The organism is Kitasatospora sp. NPDC094019, assembly GCF_044764505.1.
Lineage (GTDB): Bacteria > Actinomycetota > Actinomycetes > Streptomycetales > Streptomycetaceae > Kitasatospora.
Genome location: NZ_JBIWIF010000008.1, coordinates 65235 through 83855, shown reverse-complemented (window position 1 = coordinate 83855; position 18621 = coordinate 65235). Strand labels below are relative to the sequence as shown.

10 protein-coding genes are annotated in these 18621 nt (G+C 73.4%); 3 read left to right on the top strand and 7 right to left on the bottom strand.

Annotated features, from left to right (window positions below; all coding sequences use genetic code 11):
• Positions 1–3 precede the first annotated feature (3 nt).
• Entirely contained in the window at positions 4–195 is a 192-nt protein-coding gene (locus ACIQ9P_RS19550; RefSeq protein ID WP_402357183.1) for a hypothetical protein, read from the bottom strand.
• 232 nt (positions 196–427) lie between these two features.
• Between ACIQ9P_RS19550 and ACIQ9P_RS19545 the strand changes: the two genes are divergently transcribed.
• From ACIQ9P_RS19545 to ACIQ9P_RS19535, 3 genes are all read left to right on the top strand, one after another.
• Positions 428–895: a carboxymuconolactone decarboxylase family protein gene (locus ACIQ9P_RS19545; RefSeq protein WP_402357180.1), complete on the top strand. Its 468-nt coding sequence runs from the start codon at positions 428–430 to the stop codon at positions 893–895.
• Between the two features lie 129 nt (positions 896–1024).
• Entirely contained in the window at positions 1025–1669 is a 645-nt protein-coding gene (locus ACIQ9P_RS19540; protein ID WP_402357177.1) for a class I SAM-dependent methyltransferase, read from the top strand.
• Positions 1666–2253: a TrmH family RNA methyltransferase gene (locus ACIQ9P_RS19535; RefSeq protein ID WP_402357174.1), complete on the top strand. Its 588-nt coding sequence runs from the start codon at positions 1666–1668 to the stop codon at positions 2251–2253. Before ACIQ9P_RS19540 ends, ACIQ9P_RS19535 begins: the two co-directional genes overlap by 4 nt.
• A gap of 96 nt (positions 2254–2349) precedes the next feature.
• Here the strand turns inward: ACIQ9P_RS19535 and ACIQ9P_RS19530 are convergent, their stop codons facing one another.
• The 6 genes from ACIQ9P_RS19530 to ACIQ9P_RS19505 form a co-directional block, all read right to left on the bottom strand.
• Entirely contained in the window at positions 2350–3408 is a 1059-nt protein-coding gene (locus tag ACIQ9P_RS19530) for an MDR family NADP-dependent oxidoreductase (RefSeq protein ID WP_402357171.1), read from the bottom strand.
• On the bottom strand, positions 3405–5228 hold the full coding sequence (locus ACIQ9P_RS19525) for a phytoene desaturase family protein (RefSeq protein WP_402357168.1): 1824 nt from the start codon (positions 5226–5228) through the stop codon (positions 3405–3407). Before ACIQ9P_RS19525 ends, ACIQ9P_RS19530 begins: the two co-directional genes overlap by 4 nt.
• Before the next feature lie 65 nt (positions 5229–5293).
• A complete protein-coding gene (locus tag ACIQ9P_RS19520; RefSeq protein ID WP_402357165.1) occupies positions 5294–6484 on the bottom strand; it encodes a cytochrome P450 in 1191 nt (396 codons plus the stop codon).
• 142 nt (positions 6485–6626) lie between these two features.
• On the bottom strand, positions 6627–16169 hold the full coding sequence (locus tag ACIQ9P_RS19515) for an amino acid adenylation domain-containing protein (RefSeq protein WP_402357162.1): 9543 nt from the start codon (positions 16167–16169) through the stop codon (positions 6627–6629).
• A gap of 219 nt (positions 16170–16388) precedes the next feature.
• The gene (locus ACIQ9P_RS19510; protein WP_402357159.1) at positions 16389–17267 is read right to left on the bottom strand and encodes a sterol desaturase family protein; all 879 of its coding nucleotides are present in this window, start codon (positions 17265–17267) and stop codon (positions 16389–16391) included.
• A gap of 180 nt (positions 17268–17447) precedes the next feature.
• A complete protein-coding gene (locus ACIQ9P_RS19505; protein WP_402357156.1) occupies positions 17448–18479 on the bottom strand; it encodes an Lrp/AsnC family transcriptional regulator in 1032 nt (343 codons plus the stop codon).
• Between the last annotated feature and the right edge of the window lie 142 nt (positions 18480–18621).

Genomic DNA, 18621 nt, shown 5'->3' with positions numbered 1-18621 from the left:
CGACTACTCGCGGTACTCGTCCTCGTCCAGCGGCACGGTCCGGCTCTGCTCGGCGACGTCCGCGACCTCGGTGGCCGGGTCAGCGCCCAGGGCGCGGCGTTCGGCCAGCTCGTCGTACTCGTCCTCCGCCACGCCGTTCTCCGGCTCCACGGCCTCGGCGACCTCGTCCAGGTAGTCCTCGTGGTTCTGCGGCATGGTGTCCGTCCTCGTTCCTCGAAGGTTCCTCGGAGGCTTCCCCGACCGATGGGTCCTACCCGCACGGGTACTGGCAGTATCCGTCCGCCACCGGTCCGGCGCGACGCGCCGCCGGCCCCCGGCGTGTTGCCCCCCGCGCGCTCCTCCCGCCGCCCTCACATGGAATTGACCCGGGAAAGCGGGCCATGAATGCACCAGTCCCGGGGTGCATCCCGTTCCTAGGCTCGTACCCATGACGAACACCGCCACCCCCCGGTCCACCGCCCGCCTCGACTTCGCCCGCACCGCCCCCAAGGTGTTCCGGGCCATGATCGCCCTGGACGCCGCCGCCCGTGAAAGCCTCGACCCGGCACTCGTCGAGCTGGTGCAGGTCCGTTCCTCCCAGCTCAACGGCTGCGCCTACTGCCTGGACATGCACGTCAAGGACGCCCGCAAGGCCGGCGAGAGCGACGAGCGGATCTATCTGCTCCCGGTCTGGCGCGAGGCGCCCGAGGGCGTCTACAGCCCGCGCGAACGGGCCGCCCTCGCGCTCGCCGAGCAGATCACCCGGATCGGCGACGGCGTCGACGACGCGGTGTACGAGCGGGCCGCCGAACTGTTCCCCGAGCCGGAGCTGGCCCGGCTGATCTCGCTCTGCTTCACCATCAACGCCTGGAACCGGATCAACGTCGCCACCCGCAAGACCCCCGGAACGGCCTGACCCGCCGCCCCGCCCGCACCGCGCGGGACACGGGCCCCGCCGGGCACCGAGTACGATCGGAGCCGTACCAGCAGGGCTTACCCACACCTCCCGGTGGCCCCGAGGCCCTTACGAACGACGGGGAAACGCATGTCCGGCTCGCACTACTTCTCCGGTGCACCCGAGGTCGCCAGCGAGCGCCGCCCGATCACGGTCACCCTGCCGGACCTCACCCTGGAGCTCAGCACCGACGCGGGCGTCTTCTCCCGCAGCCGGCTGGACCCGGGCACCCGGATCCTGTTGGAGCAGGCGCCCCCGCCCCGGGTGCGCGGCCCGATCCTGGACATCGGCTGCGGCTACGGCCCGATCGCGCTGACCTGGGCGAGCCGCCGCAAGCGGCTCCCGGTCTGGGCGGTGGACGTCAACGGCCGCGCCCTGGACCTGGTCCGGGACAACGCCGGGTCGCTCGGCCTCGGCAACGTGCACGCCGCGCTGCCGGAGGAGGTCCCCGCCGACCTGCGGTTCGCGGCGATCTACTCCAACCCGCCGATCCGGATCGGCAAGGCGGCGCTGCGCCGGCTGCTGGAACAGTGGCTGGACCGGCTCACCCCGGACGGCTCGGCGTTCCTGGTGGTGCAGAAGCACCTCGGCTCGGACTCGCTGCAGAAGTGGCTGGACGAGCACGGCTGGCCGACCACCCGGCTGACCTCGGTCAACGGGTTCCGGATTCTGGAAGCGCGGCCCCGCCCGACGGCGGGCGAGGGCCCCGAGAGTGGACGAGGGACGACGTCGTGAAGCAGCTCCGCGGGACCGAACTGAAGCGGCTGCACCGCTCCTGGCGGCGTGGCAACGAGTTCCGGCTCGCGATGATCCTGGAGAACCTCCAGTCGCCGTTCAACGTCGGCTCGGTGGTCCGGACCGGCGCCGCGATGGGCGCCGAGAAGCTCTACCTGGTCGGCGACACCCCGTCGGTGCGCTCGTCCGGCGCGCAGAAGGCCGCGATGGGCACCGACAAGTACCTGAAGGTGGAACACTTCCCCACCGTCGCCGAGGCGGTGGCCGCGGCGAAGGCCGACGGCTTCAAGGTGGTCGGCCTCGAACTGGCCGACGAGGCGGTGCCGATGTTCGCCGCCGAGCTGACCCCGGCCGTCGCCTTCGTGCTGGGCCACGAGGACCGGGGGATCACGGCAGACGCGCTCGCCCTCTGCGACCAGGTGGTGTTCGTGCCCCAGCTGGGCCGGGTCGGCTCGCTGAACGTCTCCGCCGCCGCCACGGTGGCCTGTTACGAGGCGCGCCGCCAGGGGTACGCCATCGGCGGCACCCCGGACGGCTCCGACGCCGGCGCCTTCGACCTCGACCTCGACCTCGACGACGAGTGATCCGCCGCCGGCGGGAGGGGCTTCCCTCCCGCCGGCGGACCGGACCCGGCAGGACCCGGCCGGACCCGGCAGGCCCGGCCCCGGACCCGGTCGGGATCAGACCTCGACCAGGACCTTGCCCCGGTTGTGCTCGCGGTCCAGGTAGAGGCTCCGGTAGGCCGCCGGGATCCCGTCGAACCCCTTGTGCACCGTCTGGTGGTAGCGGATCGCCCCCTCCCGGACCAGCCCGCCCAGCTCCTGGTGCATCCGCGCCAACAGCGGCTCGGTGAACCACTCCTGGGCGAAGATGCCGCGGATCGTGGTGCGCGGGAACATGATGTACGGCAGCAGCCTCGGCCCGGTCAGCTCACCGTTCACCGTGGTCGCCCACTGCCAGCAGACCGCCACCCGGCTGTCCACGTTCAGCATCGTGAACACCGCGTCGGTGACCGTCCCGCCCAGGTTGTCGAAGTACCGGTCGACGCCGTCCGGGGCGGCGAGCAGCAGCGACTCCCGGACCTTCTCCGCGTCGTCGCCCTGGGCGTAGAGCACCACCTCGTCGAAGCCCAGCTCGCGCAGGTACTCGGCCTTGCCCGGCGAGCCGGTGGTGCCGACCACCCGGCCGGCGCCGGCCCGCTTCGCCAACTGGCCGACCAGGGTGCCGATCGAGCCGGAGGCGCCGCTGACCACCACGGTGTCGCCGGGCCGGACCTCCAGGAAGCGGGTGAGCGTGCCCCAGGCCGTCATCCCCGGCGCGCCCATGATGCCGAGCGCGCTGGACACCGGCAGCCGCTCGTCGTACCAGGACGGGTCGAGGCGGCGGTAGGCCGGGAACACCATCGGGAAGGTGCCGGTCGTCCACAGCTCCTCGGCCCCGTTGTGGACGACGTGGGTGCGCCAGCCGCCGAAGCCCTGCACCAGGTCGCCGACCGCGAACGCCGCCGCCGGGCCGGCCTCGACCACCTCCATGATCGAGTCGGCGCCCATGTGGTGGCCGACCGGCGTCTCCAGCGCCAGGCCGTTCTGGTACGGGTCCACCGACACGTACCTGGTCCGGAAGAGCATCTCGTCCGGCCGCAGGTCGATCCGGACGTCCTCCACCACCTTCTCGTAGACGCGGTTGACGTCGGGCACACCGTCCAGGTGCTCCCGGACCACCCACTTCTCGATCCTCATGCCAGGGCTCCCGTCTGCACGTTCTCGCTGTCCTCGCTGTCCTTGCCGCCCGCACGGCCCGTGCCGCCGGTACCGCCCTTGCCGGCCGCGGTGCCGGCGGCCCCGTCCCCGGCCCGCGGCACCGTCCGCCGGTCCGCCTCCGCGGACCGGCCCACCGGGATCACCAGGTGGGTCGGCATCGGGGCGCTCGGGTCGATCCCGGCGGTGAACTCCACCCCGTCGTCCCGGCAGACGAACTGCATGACGTGCCGTCCGGCGGCGGCCGCCCGGATCAGCCCGCCGATGGTCGCCCAGACCCCGGAGAGATAGAAGTTCGACAGCCCGGGCAGCACCGGACCGCTCTTCTTGATCTCCTCCTCCACCGTCTCGGCCCCCTCCACGAAGGGGTTCCAGCCGGGGAAGGTGCCGTCGTAGACGCCCGTGTAGCGGACCTGGGTCAGCGGCGTCGACACGTCCGCGACGGCCACCGCGTCCTTGAAGCCCGGGTACCGCTCGTCCAGGAAGCCGACGATGCCGTTGCGGACCCGCCGCTTGGCCGCCATGTACTCCCGGCCGTGCTTGACCGGCAGGGTGTGCAGCTCCTCACCGCGCCGCACCCGGGAGGACTGCTCGGGGCCCTCGTGCAGCGCCCGCCAGGGGGCGATGTCGGAGAAGTACGTCGCGAACACCACGGTGGAGTTCTCCGGTGCCAGCTCCGGGTAGTGCCGGGTGCGGAACTGGACGTTCACCGAGGGGCAGCGGATCCCGGTCAGCTCGGCCGTCTCCCGCTCGCCCAGCAGGTGGGTGGTGCACGGGTCGCCCTCGGGGAAGGGCTTGCGCAGCCCCAGGAAGAGCGACACGTACCCCGGCGAGAGCTGGCCCGGCTCGTCGATCAGCGAGGTGTAGAGCCGCCGGTAGGTGTCGTTGAGGTACTGGCCCTTGAGCAGCTTCATCACGGTGGTGTGGCCGTCGGCGGCGGACACCACGATGTCGGCGCGGAACTCCCGGCCGTCGCTGAGCCGCACGCCCACCGCCCGGTCCCGCTCGACCAGGATCTCCTCGACCTTGGCGTTGTAGGTGATCTCGCCGCCGAGACCGAGGTAGCGCTCCTCGATCGACCGCGCCAGCGCGAGCGAACCCCCCTCCGGCACCCCGGCGGCGTGGTTGGCGTGCGAGGCGAGCTGGAAGTAGAACGGCAGCACCGGGAAGGCCGGGTGCTTCTCGTAGAGGATGAAGTTGAACGCCTCGCGCAGCAGCGGGTCGCGGAAGCGCTGCGAGAAGTCCGTCATCAGCAGCGTGATCGACTTGCGGATGGTGTTGAAGTGGGGGACGAAGGAGGCCAGCATCCGCCACCGCTCCAGCCGGCCCATCAGCCCGACCGGCTTGAGGAACGGATAGACCGCGAGCGCCCTGCGGAAGGTCCGGATCCCGGCGCAGAACTCCCGGATCGGGGCGGCGTCGGCCGGCGAGAGGCCGAGCAGGTGCGCCTCCAGCCGGTCCGGGTCGGAGTAGAAGCGGACCTCCCGGCCGTCCCGGCCCCGGACGATGTTGAAGACGTCGAAGTGCCGCATCTCCTTGCCCTGGAGCGCGCCCAGTTCGAGCCAGATCTGGTACATCTCGTTGCCCGGCCCGTTGCCGAGCAGCCAGCTGATGCACCAGTCGAAGGTGAAGTCGCTGCGGTCCCAGCCGGTGCAGGAGCCGCCGGGGATCTCGTGCATCTCGAAGATCCTGGTGCGGTAGCCGTTCATCCGGGCGTAGCACCCGGTGGACAGGCCGCCGAGACCGCCGCCGATGACGATCATCGACTCCCGCCGGGGTGCGGTGTCTGTCTGCCGTGCCATCTCTGGCCTTCCTCGTGGTCCTTGCCTTGCCTGGAGGTGCCTGGTCGCGCCGCCCTCGGCGGCGGTCACCAGGTGATCGGGAGCGCCAGCAGACCGTTCACCATCGCGTCCTCCTTCCAGCGCAGTTCGCGCTCGGGGACGGCCAGCCGCAGGCCGGGCAGGCGGGCCAGCACCCGCTCGATCGCCACCTGGAGCTCCAGCCGGGCGAGGTGCGCGCCGATGCAGTAGTGCACGCCGTGGCCGAACCCGAGGTGCGGGTTGACCGGCCGGTCCAGGTCCAGCCGCTCCGGTTCCCCGAACACCTCCGGGTCCCGGTTGGCGGCGGCGGTCGCGATCATCACCGCCTCACCGGCGCGGATCACCACCCCGCCCAGCTCGACGTCCGCGGTCGCGTACCGGGGCAGGCTGAAGCCAGTGAGCAGCGGCACGTACCGCATCAACTCCTCGACGGCCCTGGGGATCAGCTCGGGCCGCTCCCGCAGCCGCGCCAGGCCCTCGGGGTCGACCAGCAGTTGGTGGAAGAAGTTGCCGATCTGGTTGGTGGTGGAGACGAAACCGGCGATCAGCAGGTCACAGGCGATGGAGAGGAGTTCCTCCTCGCCGATCAGCCGCTGCTCGCGGCAGGCCCGGACCAGCGTGGTGAGGAGGTCCTCGCCGGGCTCGCGGCCGCGCAGCTCCAGCACCCCGGCCATGTAGTCGATGAACGCCCGCCCCTCGACCGCGAGCACCTCGCCCGGGGTGACCGCGGAGAGCACCGTCTCCGCCCACTGCCAGAGCATCCGGTGGTCCTCGGCGGGGATGCCCAGCACCTCGCAGATGATGGTGGTCGGCATCGGGATGGCGAAGTCCTCGACCAGATCGGCCGGGCCGCCCGCGGCGACGATGCGGTCGAGCAACTCGTCGGCCAGCTCCCCGGCCCGGATCCGCAGCCGCTCCACCCGGCGGGCGCTGAACTCCTTGGCCACCAGCGAGCGCAGCCGGGTGTGCTCGGGCGGCTCGGTGGAGAACAGCCCGGCGCCGGTCCGGGACACCGGGCGCATCCGGGGCTGGTCCTCGCCCATCGCGGCGGCCAGGCTGAACCTCGGATCGGCGAGCACCGCCCGGACGTCCTCGTAGCGGGTGGCCAGCCAGGCCCCGTCGCCGTACGGCATCCGGATCCGGGCCAGCGGCTGCTCGCGCAACTCGGCGTAGCGGGGATCGAGTTCGAGGCCGTTGGGCTCGAACGGGTAGGTCAGCGGCGGGTGCTGCCGGAGCATGGCCGGATCCGTCTCTCGTGCGGGGGCGGGCAGGCCCGGGGCCCGCCCGGAGGGCGTCGCGGGGGGTGTCCCCGGGGGAATCCCGGGGCGGGTCGTCCCGGGGTGGGTCATCTCGGGACGGGTCATCTCGGGACGGGTCGTCTCAGGACGCATGGGTGGCGGCTCCGGTGAGGATCGACCGGGCGAGCCCGGCGTTGTGGGCGATGAACTCGCGGTCGAGCATCTCGGCGTGGGTACCGAAGCCCTTGAAGACCGCCGTCCGGGTGGCCGAGCTGCCGTGCCAGGCGCCGTCCCGGCCGGCCTCGTACAGCGCCACCTTCTCGTCGTCGGAGATCACGCTGAGGGCGGCGTCGACCACCCCGTGGTTGGGGGTGCGGCTGCAGAACAACAGGTAGTCCCGGGCCTGTTCACGGGTCTCCTGGGCGACGGCGGCGGAGCCGGTGTGCCGGTGGAGGTGCTCGGCGAGCTCGGTCTCGAAGGCCGTCAGGTGCTCGTCGGCGAGGTCGAAGGACTCCGGGATCCGGTGCGAGTCCATGATCACCACGTTGGGCACCGCGCGGCCGCGCCGCTCCAGCTCCTTGGCGACCTCGAAGGCGAGGTTGCCGCCGAGCGAGTAGCCGAGCAGCGCGCACGGGCCCTCCGGCTGGAGCGCCTCGACCAGATCCGCGTACTGGTCGACCTTGTCGTCCCCGGACACGTAGTTGAAGGCGATCGTGCGGTACTCCGGCAGGTGCGCCGCGAACTGCCGGTACACCAGCCCGTGGCCGCCGGCCGGCGGGAAGCAGAACAGCGTCTGCCGCTGCTCCTGGTTAAAGCCCAGGTAGGGCCGGGAGCCCTCGATCCGGCCGGTGATGATGTGCTCCACGGTCTTCGCCATCCCGTGCAGGGTGGTGACCTTGAACAACTGGCCGACCGGGATGCTGATGTTGAACTCGGCCTGGAGCCCGTGGATCAGCTCGATCAGTCTGATCGACGAGCCGCCCGACTCGAAGAAGTCGTGCTGGAGCCCCGGCTCCTCGATGCCGAGGAGGGCGCGCCAGTGCTCGGCCATCCGGACCTCGTAGAGGGTGACCGGTGGCTCGGCGGCCTCGGCGGCGTCCGCGCGGGGTTCGGGCAGCGCCGCCACGTCCACCTTGCCGTTGGCGGTGAGCGGCAGCGCGGGCAGCTCGGTGAAGTGGGTCGGGATCATGAAGGTCGGCAGCTGCCCGGCCAGGTGGCGGCGCAGCGCCCGGTGGTCGAAGGTCCGGCCGGGCGCCGGCACGCAGTAGGCGCAGAGCACCTGCTCGCCGCGCCGGTCCGCCCGGACGGTGACCACCGCCCGGGCCAGCTCGGGCCATTCGGCCAGCCTGGTCTCGATCTCGCCCAGCTCGATCCGGTGGCCGCGCACCTTGATCTGGGAATCGGCCCGGCCGAGCAGGTGCACCCCGCCCTCGGCGTCCCAGCGGGCGAGGTCCCCGGTGCGGTAGAGCCGGACCGGGGCGGTGCCGTCGGCGCCGCCGAGCGGCAGGGTGGCGAAGCGGCCGGCGGTCTGCTCCTCGTCGCCGAGGTAGCCGAGCGCCACACCGGACCCGCCGATCCACAGTTCCCCGGTCACCCCCGGCGGGACCGGCCGGCCCTGGGTGTCGAGCAGATGGAAGGCGCTGTTCGGGAACGGCCGCCCGATCGGGACCATCCGGCTGGGCTCCAGCCCGTCCGTCGGGCCCTCGAAGTAGGCGCTGTCGATGGTGGTCTCGGTGAGCCCGTAGGAGTTGACCAGCCTGGTCCGCGGGCCGCACAGGGCGCCCAGCCGCCGGTACTCCTCGACCTTCCAGACGTCCGAGCCGACCACCAGCAACCGCATGAACGCCAAGTCCCGCCCGGTGCGTTCGCAGTGGTCCAGCACCGTGCGGACCACCGCCGGGACGAACTCCGCGGCGTCCACCCGCTCGGTGCGCATCACCTCGTACAGCCGGGCGGTGTTGAACAGCAGCTCCCGGCCGACCAGCACCAGGGTGCCGCCCGAGCACAGCGCCCGGACCACGTCGCCGGTGAAGACGTCGAAGGCGGGGCCGGCCATCTGGAGGTGGGTCCGGGCGTCGGTGTCCAGGCGGTACTCGGTCTGCCAGGCCCGATAGGCCGAGGCGAGGTTGCCGTGGGAGACCCGGACCGCCTTCGGCCGCCCGGTGGAGCCGGAGGTGTGGATGACGTAGGCCGGGTCGTCGAGGCCCACCGGCACCTCGATGAAGCCGTCGTCCCCGGCGGGGTCCCCGTCGGCGGAGTCCCCGTCGGTGCGGCCGGTGCCGCTGTCGGCGCCGAGTTCGGCGGGGGTGACCAGCCGGGCCGGCAGCCCGCCGAGCCGCTCGCGGTCGTCGCCGACCAGCAGCCCGGCACCGGTGTGGCCGACCAGGTACGCCAGCCGCTCCACCGGGTGACCCGGGTCCAGTGGCAGGTAGGCCGCGCCGGTGCGGAGCACCGCGAGCAGCGCCACGATCAGCTCCGGCGACTTCTCCAGGCAGAGCGCGACCACCGTGCCCGGACCGGCGCCCAGTGCCCGCAGCCGGGCGGCGGCGCGCCGGGAGCGCCCGGCCAGCTCGCCGTACGTCAGCCGGGCCGTCGGGCCCGACTCGGTCGGCACCACCACCGCCGGCGCCGCCGGGTCGGCCGCCGCCGCGCGCAGCACCAGCTCGTGGACCGGATCGGCGAACGGCACCCGCCGGTCGGCCCCGCTCCACTCGCGGAGCACCAGGACCCGCTCCCGCTCGTCGAGCAGCTCCAGCCCGGTGGCCGCCCGCTCGGGCCCCACCGTGGTCAGCGCGGCGAGGAGATTGACGTAGTGGCGCGCCATCCGGGCCGTCGTCGCGGGCAGGAAGAGGTCGGTGTTGTACTTGAAGACGCAGTGGAAGCGGTGCTCGGCCTCGTCCTCGTAGGCGGACAGGGTGAGATCGAACTGCCCTTCCTCCTCGGGGAGTTCGATGTACTCCAGGTGGTATCCGTACTTCTCGGTGGCCACCTTGTGGTGCAGCAGGATGAACATCGCCTGGAAGACCGCCGAGCGGCTCGGGTCGTGCTGCAACCCGAGCTTCTCCACCAGCAGCACGAACGGGTACTCCTGGTGGTCCAGCCCGCCGAGCACGGTGGTGCGCACCCGCTCCAGCAGCTCGGCCACGGTCGGCCCGCCGGCCAGCGAGACGTGCAGCGGCAGCGGGTTGACGAAGTAGCCGTAGACGCCGGCGAACTCCTCGTCGGTGCGGCCCGTCACCGGGCTGCCGACGATGATGTCCTCCTGGCCCGCGTAGGCGTGCAGCAGCAGGTAGTAGGCGCTGAGCAGCACCATGAAGACGGTGACGTTGTGCTCCCGGGCCAGCGCGTGGACCCGGGCACTGAGCTCCTCGTCCAGGACGAAGAACTCGGAGGCGCCGTTGTGGGTCTGCACCGCCGGCCGGGGCTTGTCGGTCGGCAGGCTGAGCAGCGGCACCTCGGCCGGCAGGTGCGAGCGCCAGTACTCCAGCATCCTCGGCGCCTCGCGGCCGGCCAGGAAGGCGTTCTGCCGGTTGAGGAAGTCCAGGTAGCGGGCGGCGACCGGGGGCAGCTCGGGCGTCCGACCCCTGCGCAACCCCTCGTAGACCGCGAGCAGTTCCTCGATGAAGGTGAAGGTGGAGATCGCGTCCGAGATGATGTGGTGGACGGCCTTCATGATCACCCAGCGGGCCGGGCCGCGCCGGAACAGCCGGAACCTCACCAGCGGGTCCCGCTCCAGGTCGTACGGTCTGCGGTACTCGCGGACGATCATCGCGTGGATGTCGTCCCAGGCCAGGTGCTCCACGTCGAAGACGTCGAAGTCCGGTTCCACCGCGGCGGAGATCCGCTGCACCGCCCGGCCCTCGTCGAGCACGAAGTTCGCCCGCAGGCTGGGGTGGCGCTCGACCATCGCCCGGAAGGCCGCCGCCATCAGCTCGGGCTCCAGCTCCACCCGCACCTCGACCGCGCCGCCGATGTTGTAGGCGAAGCCGTCCGGGTTGAGCTGCTTGAGGAACCAGAGCGCCTTCTGGTTGTGGGTCAGCGGGTGGGCCGACTCGTCCTCGTGCCGCTCCACCCCGGTCGCGCCCGGACCGGCCGGCTCCTCGTCCAGCAGCTCGGTCAGCGACTCGTGCAGCCGGGCGACCAGCTCGGCCACCGGCGCGTTCCCGAGCAGCGCCACCACCGGGAGGGTGACCCCGAGCTCGCCGCCCAACCGGGCCCGCAGCTCCATCGCCAGCAGCGAGTCCAGGCCGAGGCCGCCGAGGCCGGCGGCCGGGTCGATCCGGTCGGCCGGCACCCGCAGCACGGTGGCGGCCAGCGCGGTGAACAGTTCGGTGAGCAGGGACCGCCGCTCCTCCTCTCCGGCCGTCCGCAGCGTGTCGAGCAGACCGTCCCGCTCGACGGCCGGGGCGGACTCCCGGGCGGCGGCGGCGAGTTCGCTCACCAGCGGCGGCGGGGCCGGGTACCAGGAGAGGAAGACCGGCCAGTCGACCACGGTGGCGACCAGCAGCTGGGCCCGGTCCTGGCCGAGCACCCGCTCCAGCACGGCCATCCCGGTCTCCGGGGCGAGCGAGCTCATGCCCCGGCTGTGCCGGTAGTGGTCGATCAGGCCGAGTTCCTCGATCATCCCGGTGGCCCAGGGGCCCCAGTCCAGGCTCAGCGCGGGCAGGCCGAGCGTGCGGCGGTGATGGGCGAGGGCGTCCAGGAAGGCGTTGCCGGCGGCGTAGTTGGTCTGGCCGGCGGTGGTCAGCAGGGAGGCGATCGAGGCGAACAGCACGAAGTGGTCGATCGGCTCCCCGGCCAGCTGCCGGTGCAGGGCGAGGGCGCCGAGCACCTTGGGGCCGTACACGGCGTCGAAGGCCGGCCGGTCCAGCTCGCCGACCAGGGTGTCCCTGACCTGTCCGGCGAGGTGGAAGACCCCCCGGACCGGCGGCCGGTCCAGTCGGCGGTACTCGGCCAGCCAGGCGGCCAGCGCGGGCTCGTCGGTGACGTCCAGCGCGGCCGGGACGGCCTCGGCCCCGAGCTCCTCCAGCTCGCGCAGGAAGGCCGCCCGCCGACCGTCGCGGCTCTCCGGGTCGAGGGTGCGCCACTGTTCGCGCGGCGGCGGCGTGCTGCGGCCGACCAGGATCAGCCGGCGGGCGCCGCGCTTCACCAGCGTCCGGCAGAGCAGCTGCCCGAGCGCGCCGAACGCCCCGGTCACCAGGTACGCGCCGTCCGCCCGCAACCTCGGCGCCAGCGGGCGGCTGAGGCCCTCGGCGATCCGCAGCCGGCTGGTGAGCCGCCGGCCGCCGCGCAGCGCGATCTCGTCCTCGTCGGCCAGCGCGAACTCACGCAGCAGCGCCTCGGCCTCCGCGTCCGCCGCCGTACCGGTGGTGGCGTCCGCGGTGGCGGCGCGGGCGGGGAGGTCGACGAGTTTGCCCTGATGGGTGGGGAGCTCCTGGTGCCGCAGGACCCGGGTGATGCCCCAGGCCGGGGCGGCGAGGGGTTCGACGAGGTCGCCGGGGGTGACGGCCTGGGCGGCCCGGGTGACCACATGGAGGCGGCAGTCGGGGAGTTCGGCCGCCAGCAGGGTGGCGAGCGTGACCAGGCTGTAGGCGCCGGGGGCGGTGTGACCGGCCACGGCGGCCGAGTCGGCGGCGGCGAGTGTGGGGCGGTCGAGGTTCCACAGGTGGACCACGGCGGCCGGGTCGGGGAGGCCCCCGGCCCTCCGCCCGGCGAGCAGCCGGGAGAGGTCCTCGGCCGAGCCCGGGCCGACGGTGGCCGAACGGCCGTCGCCGGCGGCCTCGTGGCCGGTGCCGGGACGGACCAGCAGGCAGCTGCCGCCGCGCGCGGCGATCCGCTCGGCCAGGGCCTCCGCGACCCCGCCGGCGTCGGCGAACAGCAGCCAGTGGTCGGGGTGTTCGGCCAGCAGGTCCGGGGCGTCACCGGCGGCCGGGAGCTCCGTCCAGGCCGGTTCGGCGAGCCAGCCGTCGATGGTGCCGAGGCCGACCGCGGTGGCGGCCCGCTCGACGTCGGCGGCCCGGAAGCCGGTGACCGCGCCGAGCGGGGCACCCTGCTCCTCGTACACCGCGAGGTCGCCGAGGAGTTCGGCGCCGGCGTCCCGGGTGACGGTGGCGTGCACCCAGAGCGGGCGGTCGCCGACCGCGTCCAGCCGGACCTCCGCGATCGCCACCGGCAGCCGGATCCCCCGGCCGTCCGCCGGCCGTCCGGTCAGCAGCTGGGGTGTCAGCAGGGTCTGGAAGAAGGCGTCCATCACCACCGGGTGCACCTGGTGCCGCTCGCCCTGCCCGGCGACCCGGGCGGGCGGGCGGATCCGGGCGAGCGCCTCGCCGGGACCGATCCAGACCTCCTCGATGCCCTGGAAGGCGGGACCGTAGTGGTAACCGAGCGCGGCGAGCGCGGCGTAGCAGTCCGGCCCGGCGAGCCGGCGCACCGCCCGCCCGCGGACCGCCTCCGCGTCCAGCGGCCGGCCCGGCCGGCGGCGCTGGCCGGGGCGGACGGTGCCGACGGCGTGCACGGCGCGCTCGCGGCCCTCGCCGGTGGCGACGGTGAAGGTCCCCTCCTCGGCACAGAGGGTGAGCCGGACGGCGCGGCTCTCGTCGTCCGGCAGCAGCAGCGCCTTGCGCAACTCGATGTCGGCCAGGGCGGCGTCCGCCCCGCCGGTGAGCGCGCGGACCGCCTGGACGGCCATCTCCAGATAACCGGCGGCCGGGAACACCACGTCGCCCTGGATCCGGTGGTCCTCCAGGTACGGCAGGGCCTCGGCGTCGAGCCGGGCCTCCCAGGCGGGTTCGGCGCCGGGCAGCCGGCGGCCGAGCAACGGATGGTCGACCCGGCCCTGCCTGACCTCGGCGACCGCCCTCGGCTCGACCCAGTGCCGGTCGCGCCGGAACGGGTAGCGGGGCAGCGGGACGATCCGCCCGGCGGGCTGGAGCACCGACCAGTCGACCTCGACGCCGAGGTTGTGGAGCGCGGCCAGCGAGGCGGTGAAGGTGGCCTGTTCGTCCTCCTGGCGGCGGATCGAGGGCAGGGTCCGCGGCTCCGGCCGGTCGGCCGTGCCCGGGTGGGCCTCCAGGGTCTCCTGGATCGACCGGCCGAGCACCGGGTGCGGGCCGATCTCCAGGAACAGGCCGTAGCCGTCGTCGCCGAGCCGCTCCACGGCCTGCCGGAAGCGGACGCTGTCGCGGACGTTGTGCCACCAGTACCCGGCGTCCAACTCGGTGCCGCGCGCGGTGCCCTCGCGGCCGGTGAGGTAGAGCGGGGTCTGCGCCGGGCGGGCCTTGAGGTCGGCGAGCGACTCCGCCAGCTCGTCCTTGATCAGCTCCATCCGGGCGCTGTGGTAAGGGACTTCGACGTTCAGCGGCCGGGCGAAGACCTGCTCGGCGGTGAGCGCGGCGGCCAGCTCGGCGAGGGCCGGCGCGTCCCCGGCGAGGGTGAGCGCGGTGGGGCTGTTCACCGCGGCGACCGAGACCGCGCCCCCGTACGGGCGGATCCGGCGCAGCGCCTCGGCCTCGGTGAGCGAGACGGCGAGCATGCCGCCGGTGCCGGCCAGCCGTTGCTGGAGCCGGCTGCGGTGGAACACCACCTTGACCGCGTCGGCGAGGTCGTAGACCCCGGCCTCGTAGAAGGCGGCGACCTCGCCGGTGGAGTGGCCGACGATCGCGTCGGGCCGCACGCCCCGGCTGCGCCAGAGTGCGGCCAGGCCGGTCTGGACGGCGAAGTTGGCGGGCTGGGCGAGCCAGGTCCCGGCCATCCGGGAGTCCGCCTCGTCGGCTCCGAGTTCGTCGATCAGCGACCAGCCGGCCAGCTCGGCGAGGTGCTCGGCGCACGCCTCGACGGCCTCCCGGTAGACCGGTTCGGTGGCGAGCAGGCGGCGTCCCATCGCCCACCACTGCGGGCCCATCCCGGTGAAGACCCAGGCCAGTCGGCGGTGCCGGGCCTCGCGGCGGTGGCCGGTGAGGACCCGGGGGTGCGGTTCGCCGCGCAGATGGGCGGTGAGCGCCTCGTCGAGCGAGGCGCGGGCGGCGTGCTCGCGGGCGTCGTAGACGACCGAGAGCCGGGCGTCGTGGTGCTGGCGGCGGTGGGCGAGGGTGTGGCCCAGGTCGGCCGGGCGGGCCGGACTGCCGCCGCGGACGCCGGCCAGCTCGGCCTGGACGCCGGCGGCCAGTTCGGGCAGGGCGGCGGCCTCCCCGGCGGTCAGCGGCAGCACCGTCCAGACCGGGCGGGCGGCGGCCGGTTCGTGGGCGGTGGCCCCGGCGGCGGTGGGCCCGGCGGCCGGAGCGGGCACGGGCGCCGGTGACGGCTCCGGCGCCGCCTCCAGCAGGACGTGGGCGTTGGTCCCGCCGAAGCCGAAGGAGTTGACCCCGGCCCGGGCCGGGCCCTCGTGGGCCGGCCAGGGGGTGGCCTCGGTGGGGATCTCGTAGGGCAGGGAGGCCGGGTCGATCGCCGGGTTGAGCCGTTCCAGATTGATGTGCGGCGGCACGATCCGGTGCTTGAGGGCGAGCGCGGACTTGATCAGCCCGGCCAGGCCGGAGGCCGACTCGGTGTGCCCGATGTTGGTCTTGACCGATCCGACGTAGCACTTGTCGCCCGGACGGCGCCCGACGGCGAGGGCCCGGGCCAGGGCGCCCGCCTCGATCGGGTCGCCGACCGGGGTGGAGGTGCCGTGCGCCTCGACGTACTGGAGGCTGCCGGGGACGATCCCGGCCTCGGCGCAGACCCGCTCGATCAGGGCCACCTGGGCGTCCGGGTTGGGCACGGTGATGCCGTTGGTGCGGCCGTCCTGGTTGACGCCGCTGCCGATGACGACGGCGTGGACCGGGTCCCCGTCGCGCAGCGCGTCGGAGAGCCGTTTGAGCGCGACCACCGCGACGCCCTCGGCCCGGACGTAGCCGTCGGCCGCCGCGTCGAAGGTGCGGGAGCGGCCCTGCGGGGAGAGGAAACCGCCCTTCGTCTCCGCGATCGTGTACTGCGGGGCGATGTGCAGCAGGGTGCCGCCGGCGAGGGCGAGGTCGGTCTCGCCGCGCTGAAGGCTCTGCACCGCGAGGTGGACGGCGACCAGGGAGGAGGAGCAGGCGGTGTCGAGGGAGACGCTGGGGCCGCGGAAGTCGAAGCAGTGCGAGATGCGGTTCGACACCATCGTCATCATGGTGCCGGTGGCGGTGTGCGGGGCGAGGGTGTCGAAGGAGAGGTCCGAGAACTGGAGGATCTTGTAGTCCAGGGTGAACGCGCCGACGTAGACGCCCACCTCACGGCCCGCGAGTTCGGCCGGCTTCTGCCCGCCGTCCTCCAGCGCCTCCCAGGCCACTTCCAGCAGTTTCCGCTGCTGCGGGTCCATGTGGTCGGCCTCGCGGCCGCTGATGCCGAAGAACGCCGGGTCGAACTCGTCGAAGCCGTCGATGTAGCCGCCGCGGCCGCCGACCAGCCGACCGGGCTTGGCCTTGTCCCGGCTGCCCAGGGTGGCGACGTCGTAGCGGCTGCGCGGAGTCGCGGTGATGCAGTCCTTGCCGTCGACGAGGTTCTGCCAGTAGGAGCGGTGGTCGCTCGCCCCACCGGGCAGGCGGCAGCCGATCCCGATGATCGCGATCTTCTCCCGTCCGGCGCCCGGCGCGGCGGACGGGCCGCCGGGAGCGGGGCGTTCGGAGGGATCGGGGAGGTCCGGGGAGGTGACGAAGCGGGAATCCGTCATAGGAGTCGAGTCCTTGGGTCGCTGCGTTCGCGCGCGCGGCGGGCTGCGGGAGCGCCGCGCGCGCCGGGGGACAGCGGCCGCGCGCCGGATTCCGGGCAGGCCGGAAGCCGGGTCGGCCGAAGGGGCGAGCCGGTGGGGAAAGGGGGGTGCGGGGCCGGTGGGCAGGGCGGGCACGGGTCGTCGGGGACGGGACGAGAACGGGCGGGGTCGGGGGGCGGCTCAGGTCGTACCGGTCGGGGACCGCTCGGCCCGGGCGGTACGGCGCCAGACCTGGAGGTGGCTGGCGAGGATCCGGCCGGTGGCGGGGAAGTCGGCCGGGTTCGCCAGCCCGACCGCGAGCGGCCGGCGGCCGGGCCGCCAGGTGAAGCTGCCGAAGACGTGGTCCCAGACCGACAGGTCGGAGCCGTAGTGCCCGGCCTCCGCCAGATCGGTGCTGTGGTGCAGCCGGTGCTGCTCCGGACCGGCGAGCACATGGTTGAGCGGGCCGATCCGCACGTCGATGTTGGCGTGCACGAAGTAGCCCTGGGCGACGACGAACAGGCCGACCACGAACACCGTCGGCTCCGAGAACCCGGCCAGGGCCAGCGCGAGCTGGACAGCGCCCTGGGTGAGCAGTACGTCCAGCAGGTGGTTGACCCCGTTGTTGCCGACGTTCACCTTGTCGGGCACATGGTGGACGCCGTGCAGCCGCCAGAGCCGCGGGCTGGTGTGGCACCAGCGGTGGACCAGGTAGTTGGCCAGCGACCCCAGCAGCAGGGCGGCCGGGATCTCCACCCAGGGCGGCAGGGCCGACCGGGGTGGGGCGAACCAGCCGACGAGGGTCGCCACGGGCACCTGGGACAGTGCCCCGCCGATCATCGTCAGCACGAAGTAGACGCCGTACCAGCCCCACTCGCGCACGCTCGGAGACCATTCCGGTTCGTACGGAATCAAACGTTCGAGCAGAGCCATGAATGCGATCACACCGAGCAGGAACAGCTGGCTCACCCGACCGTGGTCCCACCGCAGACGCGGGGTCGCGACGGCTATCCCCAGCAGTGTGACCAGCAGGAACGGGTAGGCGACATGACGCAGCACGGTTCGAAGCTGCTCGCCCATGACGACCCCCTTCGCCGTCCGCGGTCGAACGGTCACCAAAAGTGTTCGTTCAGATACTAAGGGCGCCCGTAAGGCGGGTCGAGTCATTTTCGAGGGGAATCATAGAAATCTCTATTTGTCCGATGATCTGTAGACAAATAATTTGCCAGAGATCTTGGCTTTTCGGTCATGAACTGACTTTTACCTACTGTTCGATGACGGGATCATCATCCCGGCTCGTTTGACGCTCCGGAGCAGCGGCGCCGTCTCCACCGCGACCACACCCTCCAGTCCTCCCAGCCCCTCCGTCAGGTAGTCGTAGAACGCCCCGGTGTCCCGGCAGACCAGCCCCGCCACCAGATTGCTCGGCCCGGTGGTCGCCGCCACGAAGCCCACCTCCGGGTGGTCGGCCATCGCCCGGCCGACGGCCGCCAGCCGCCCCGGCGCCACGGTCAGCCAGCAGAACGCCTCGACCTCGAAGCCGAGCGGCCGGGGGTCGACGTCCACGTCGAAGAAGAGCAGCCCGGCGCCGGTCAGCGCGGCCAGCCGCCGGCGCACCGTCGTCTCCGGGCTCCCCGTCCCGGCTGCCAGCGCGGCCAGCGAGGCCCGCCCGTCCACCGCGAGCGCCGCCAGCAGCGCCCGGTCCAGCGGATCCGGCACCTCCGGCCCGCCACCCGGCGCCGCGGACCCCGACGGCGCCCCCGACGGCGCCCCCGACGGCGCGCCGGACACCGCCGCGCCCCGGAGCCGGGCGGTCTGCCCGGCGCTCAGCGCCGAGGTACGCCCGCTCCACGCCACCTGCCCGCCGACATGGGTGCGCAGCAGGTAGTGCGCGGAGACCGCCAGGACCCGCGGGCTCCGGGGCAGCGTGCCGAGCAGCAGTTCCTCGCGCTCCGGCCGCAGCCGCGCCCGGGCGTTGCAGACGATCTCGCCACCGGACAGCAGGCTCACCCAGGAGGTGTCCGGCCGCCGGGCCAGGGCCTCGGCCAGCGGCGCGGCGGCGTCGGGCACGCACCGGATCCGGGTCAGCCAGTCGACCTGGCCGAGCAGCCGGGCGTCGGTCCGCCCCACCACCCGCACCACCCCGGCGGCGCGCAGCCGCTGGTAGCGGCGGGCCACCGTCTGGTCGGACACCCCGAGCACCTCGGCGATCCGCCGGAACGGCGCCCGGCCGTCCACCTGCAGGGCGTGCAGCAGTGCCCGGTCCAGCCCGTCCAGCGCCACGTTTTCCACCGTCCGGATGGTAGGTGATGTCGAGATCCGCCGGAACCACCCCTCCGGGCGGCGCACCCGTGGGTACCGGGCCGAGAGTGACGGACTGTCCGACCGGAGCGGCCGGAACGGCCCGACGCGGACGAACACGGCCGCGCGCGGC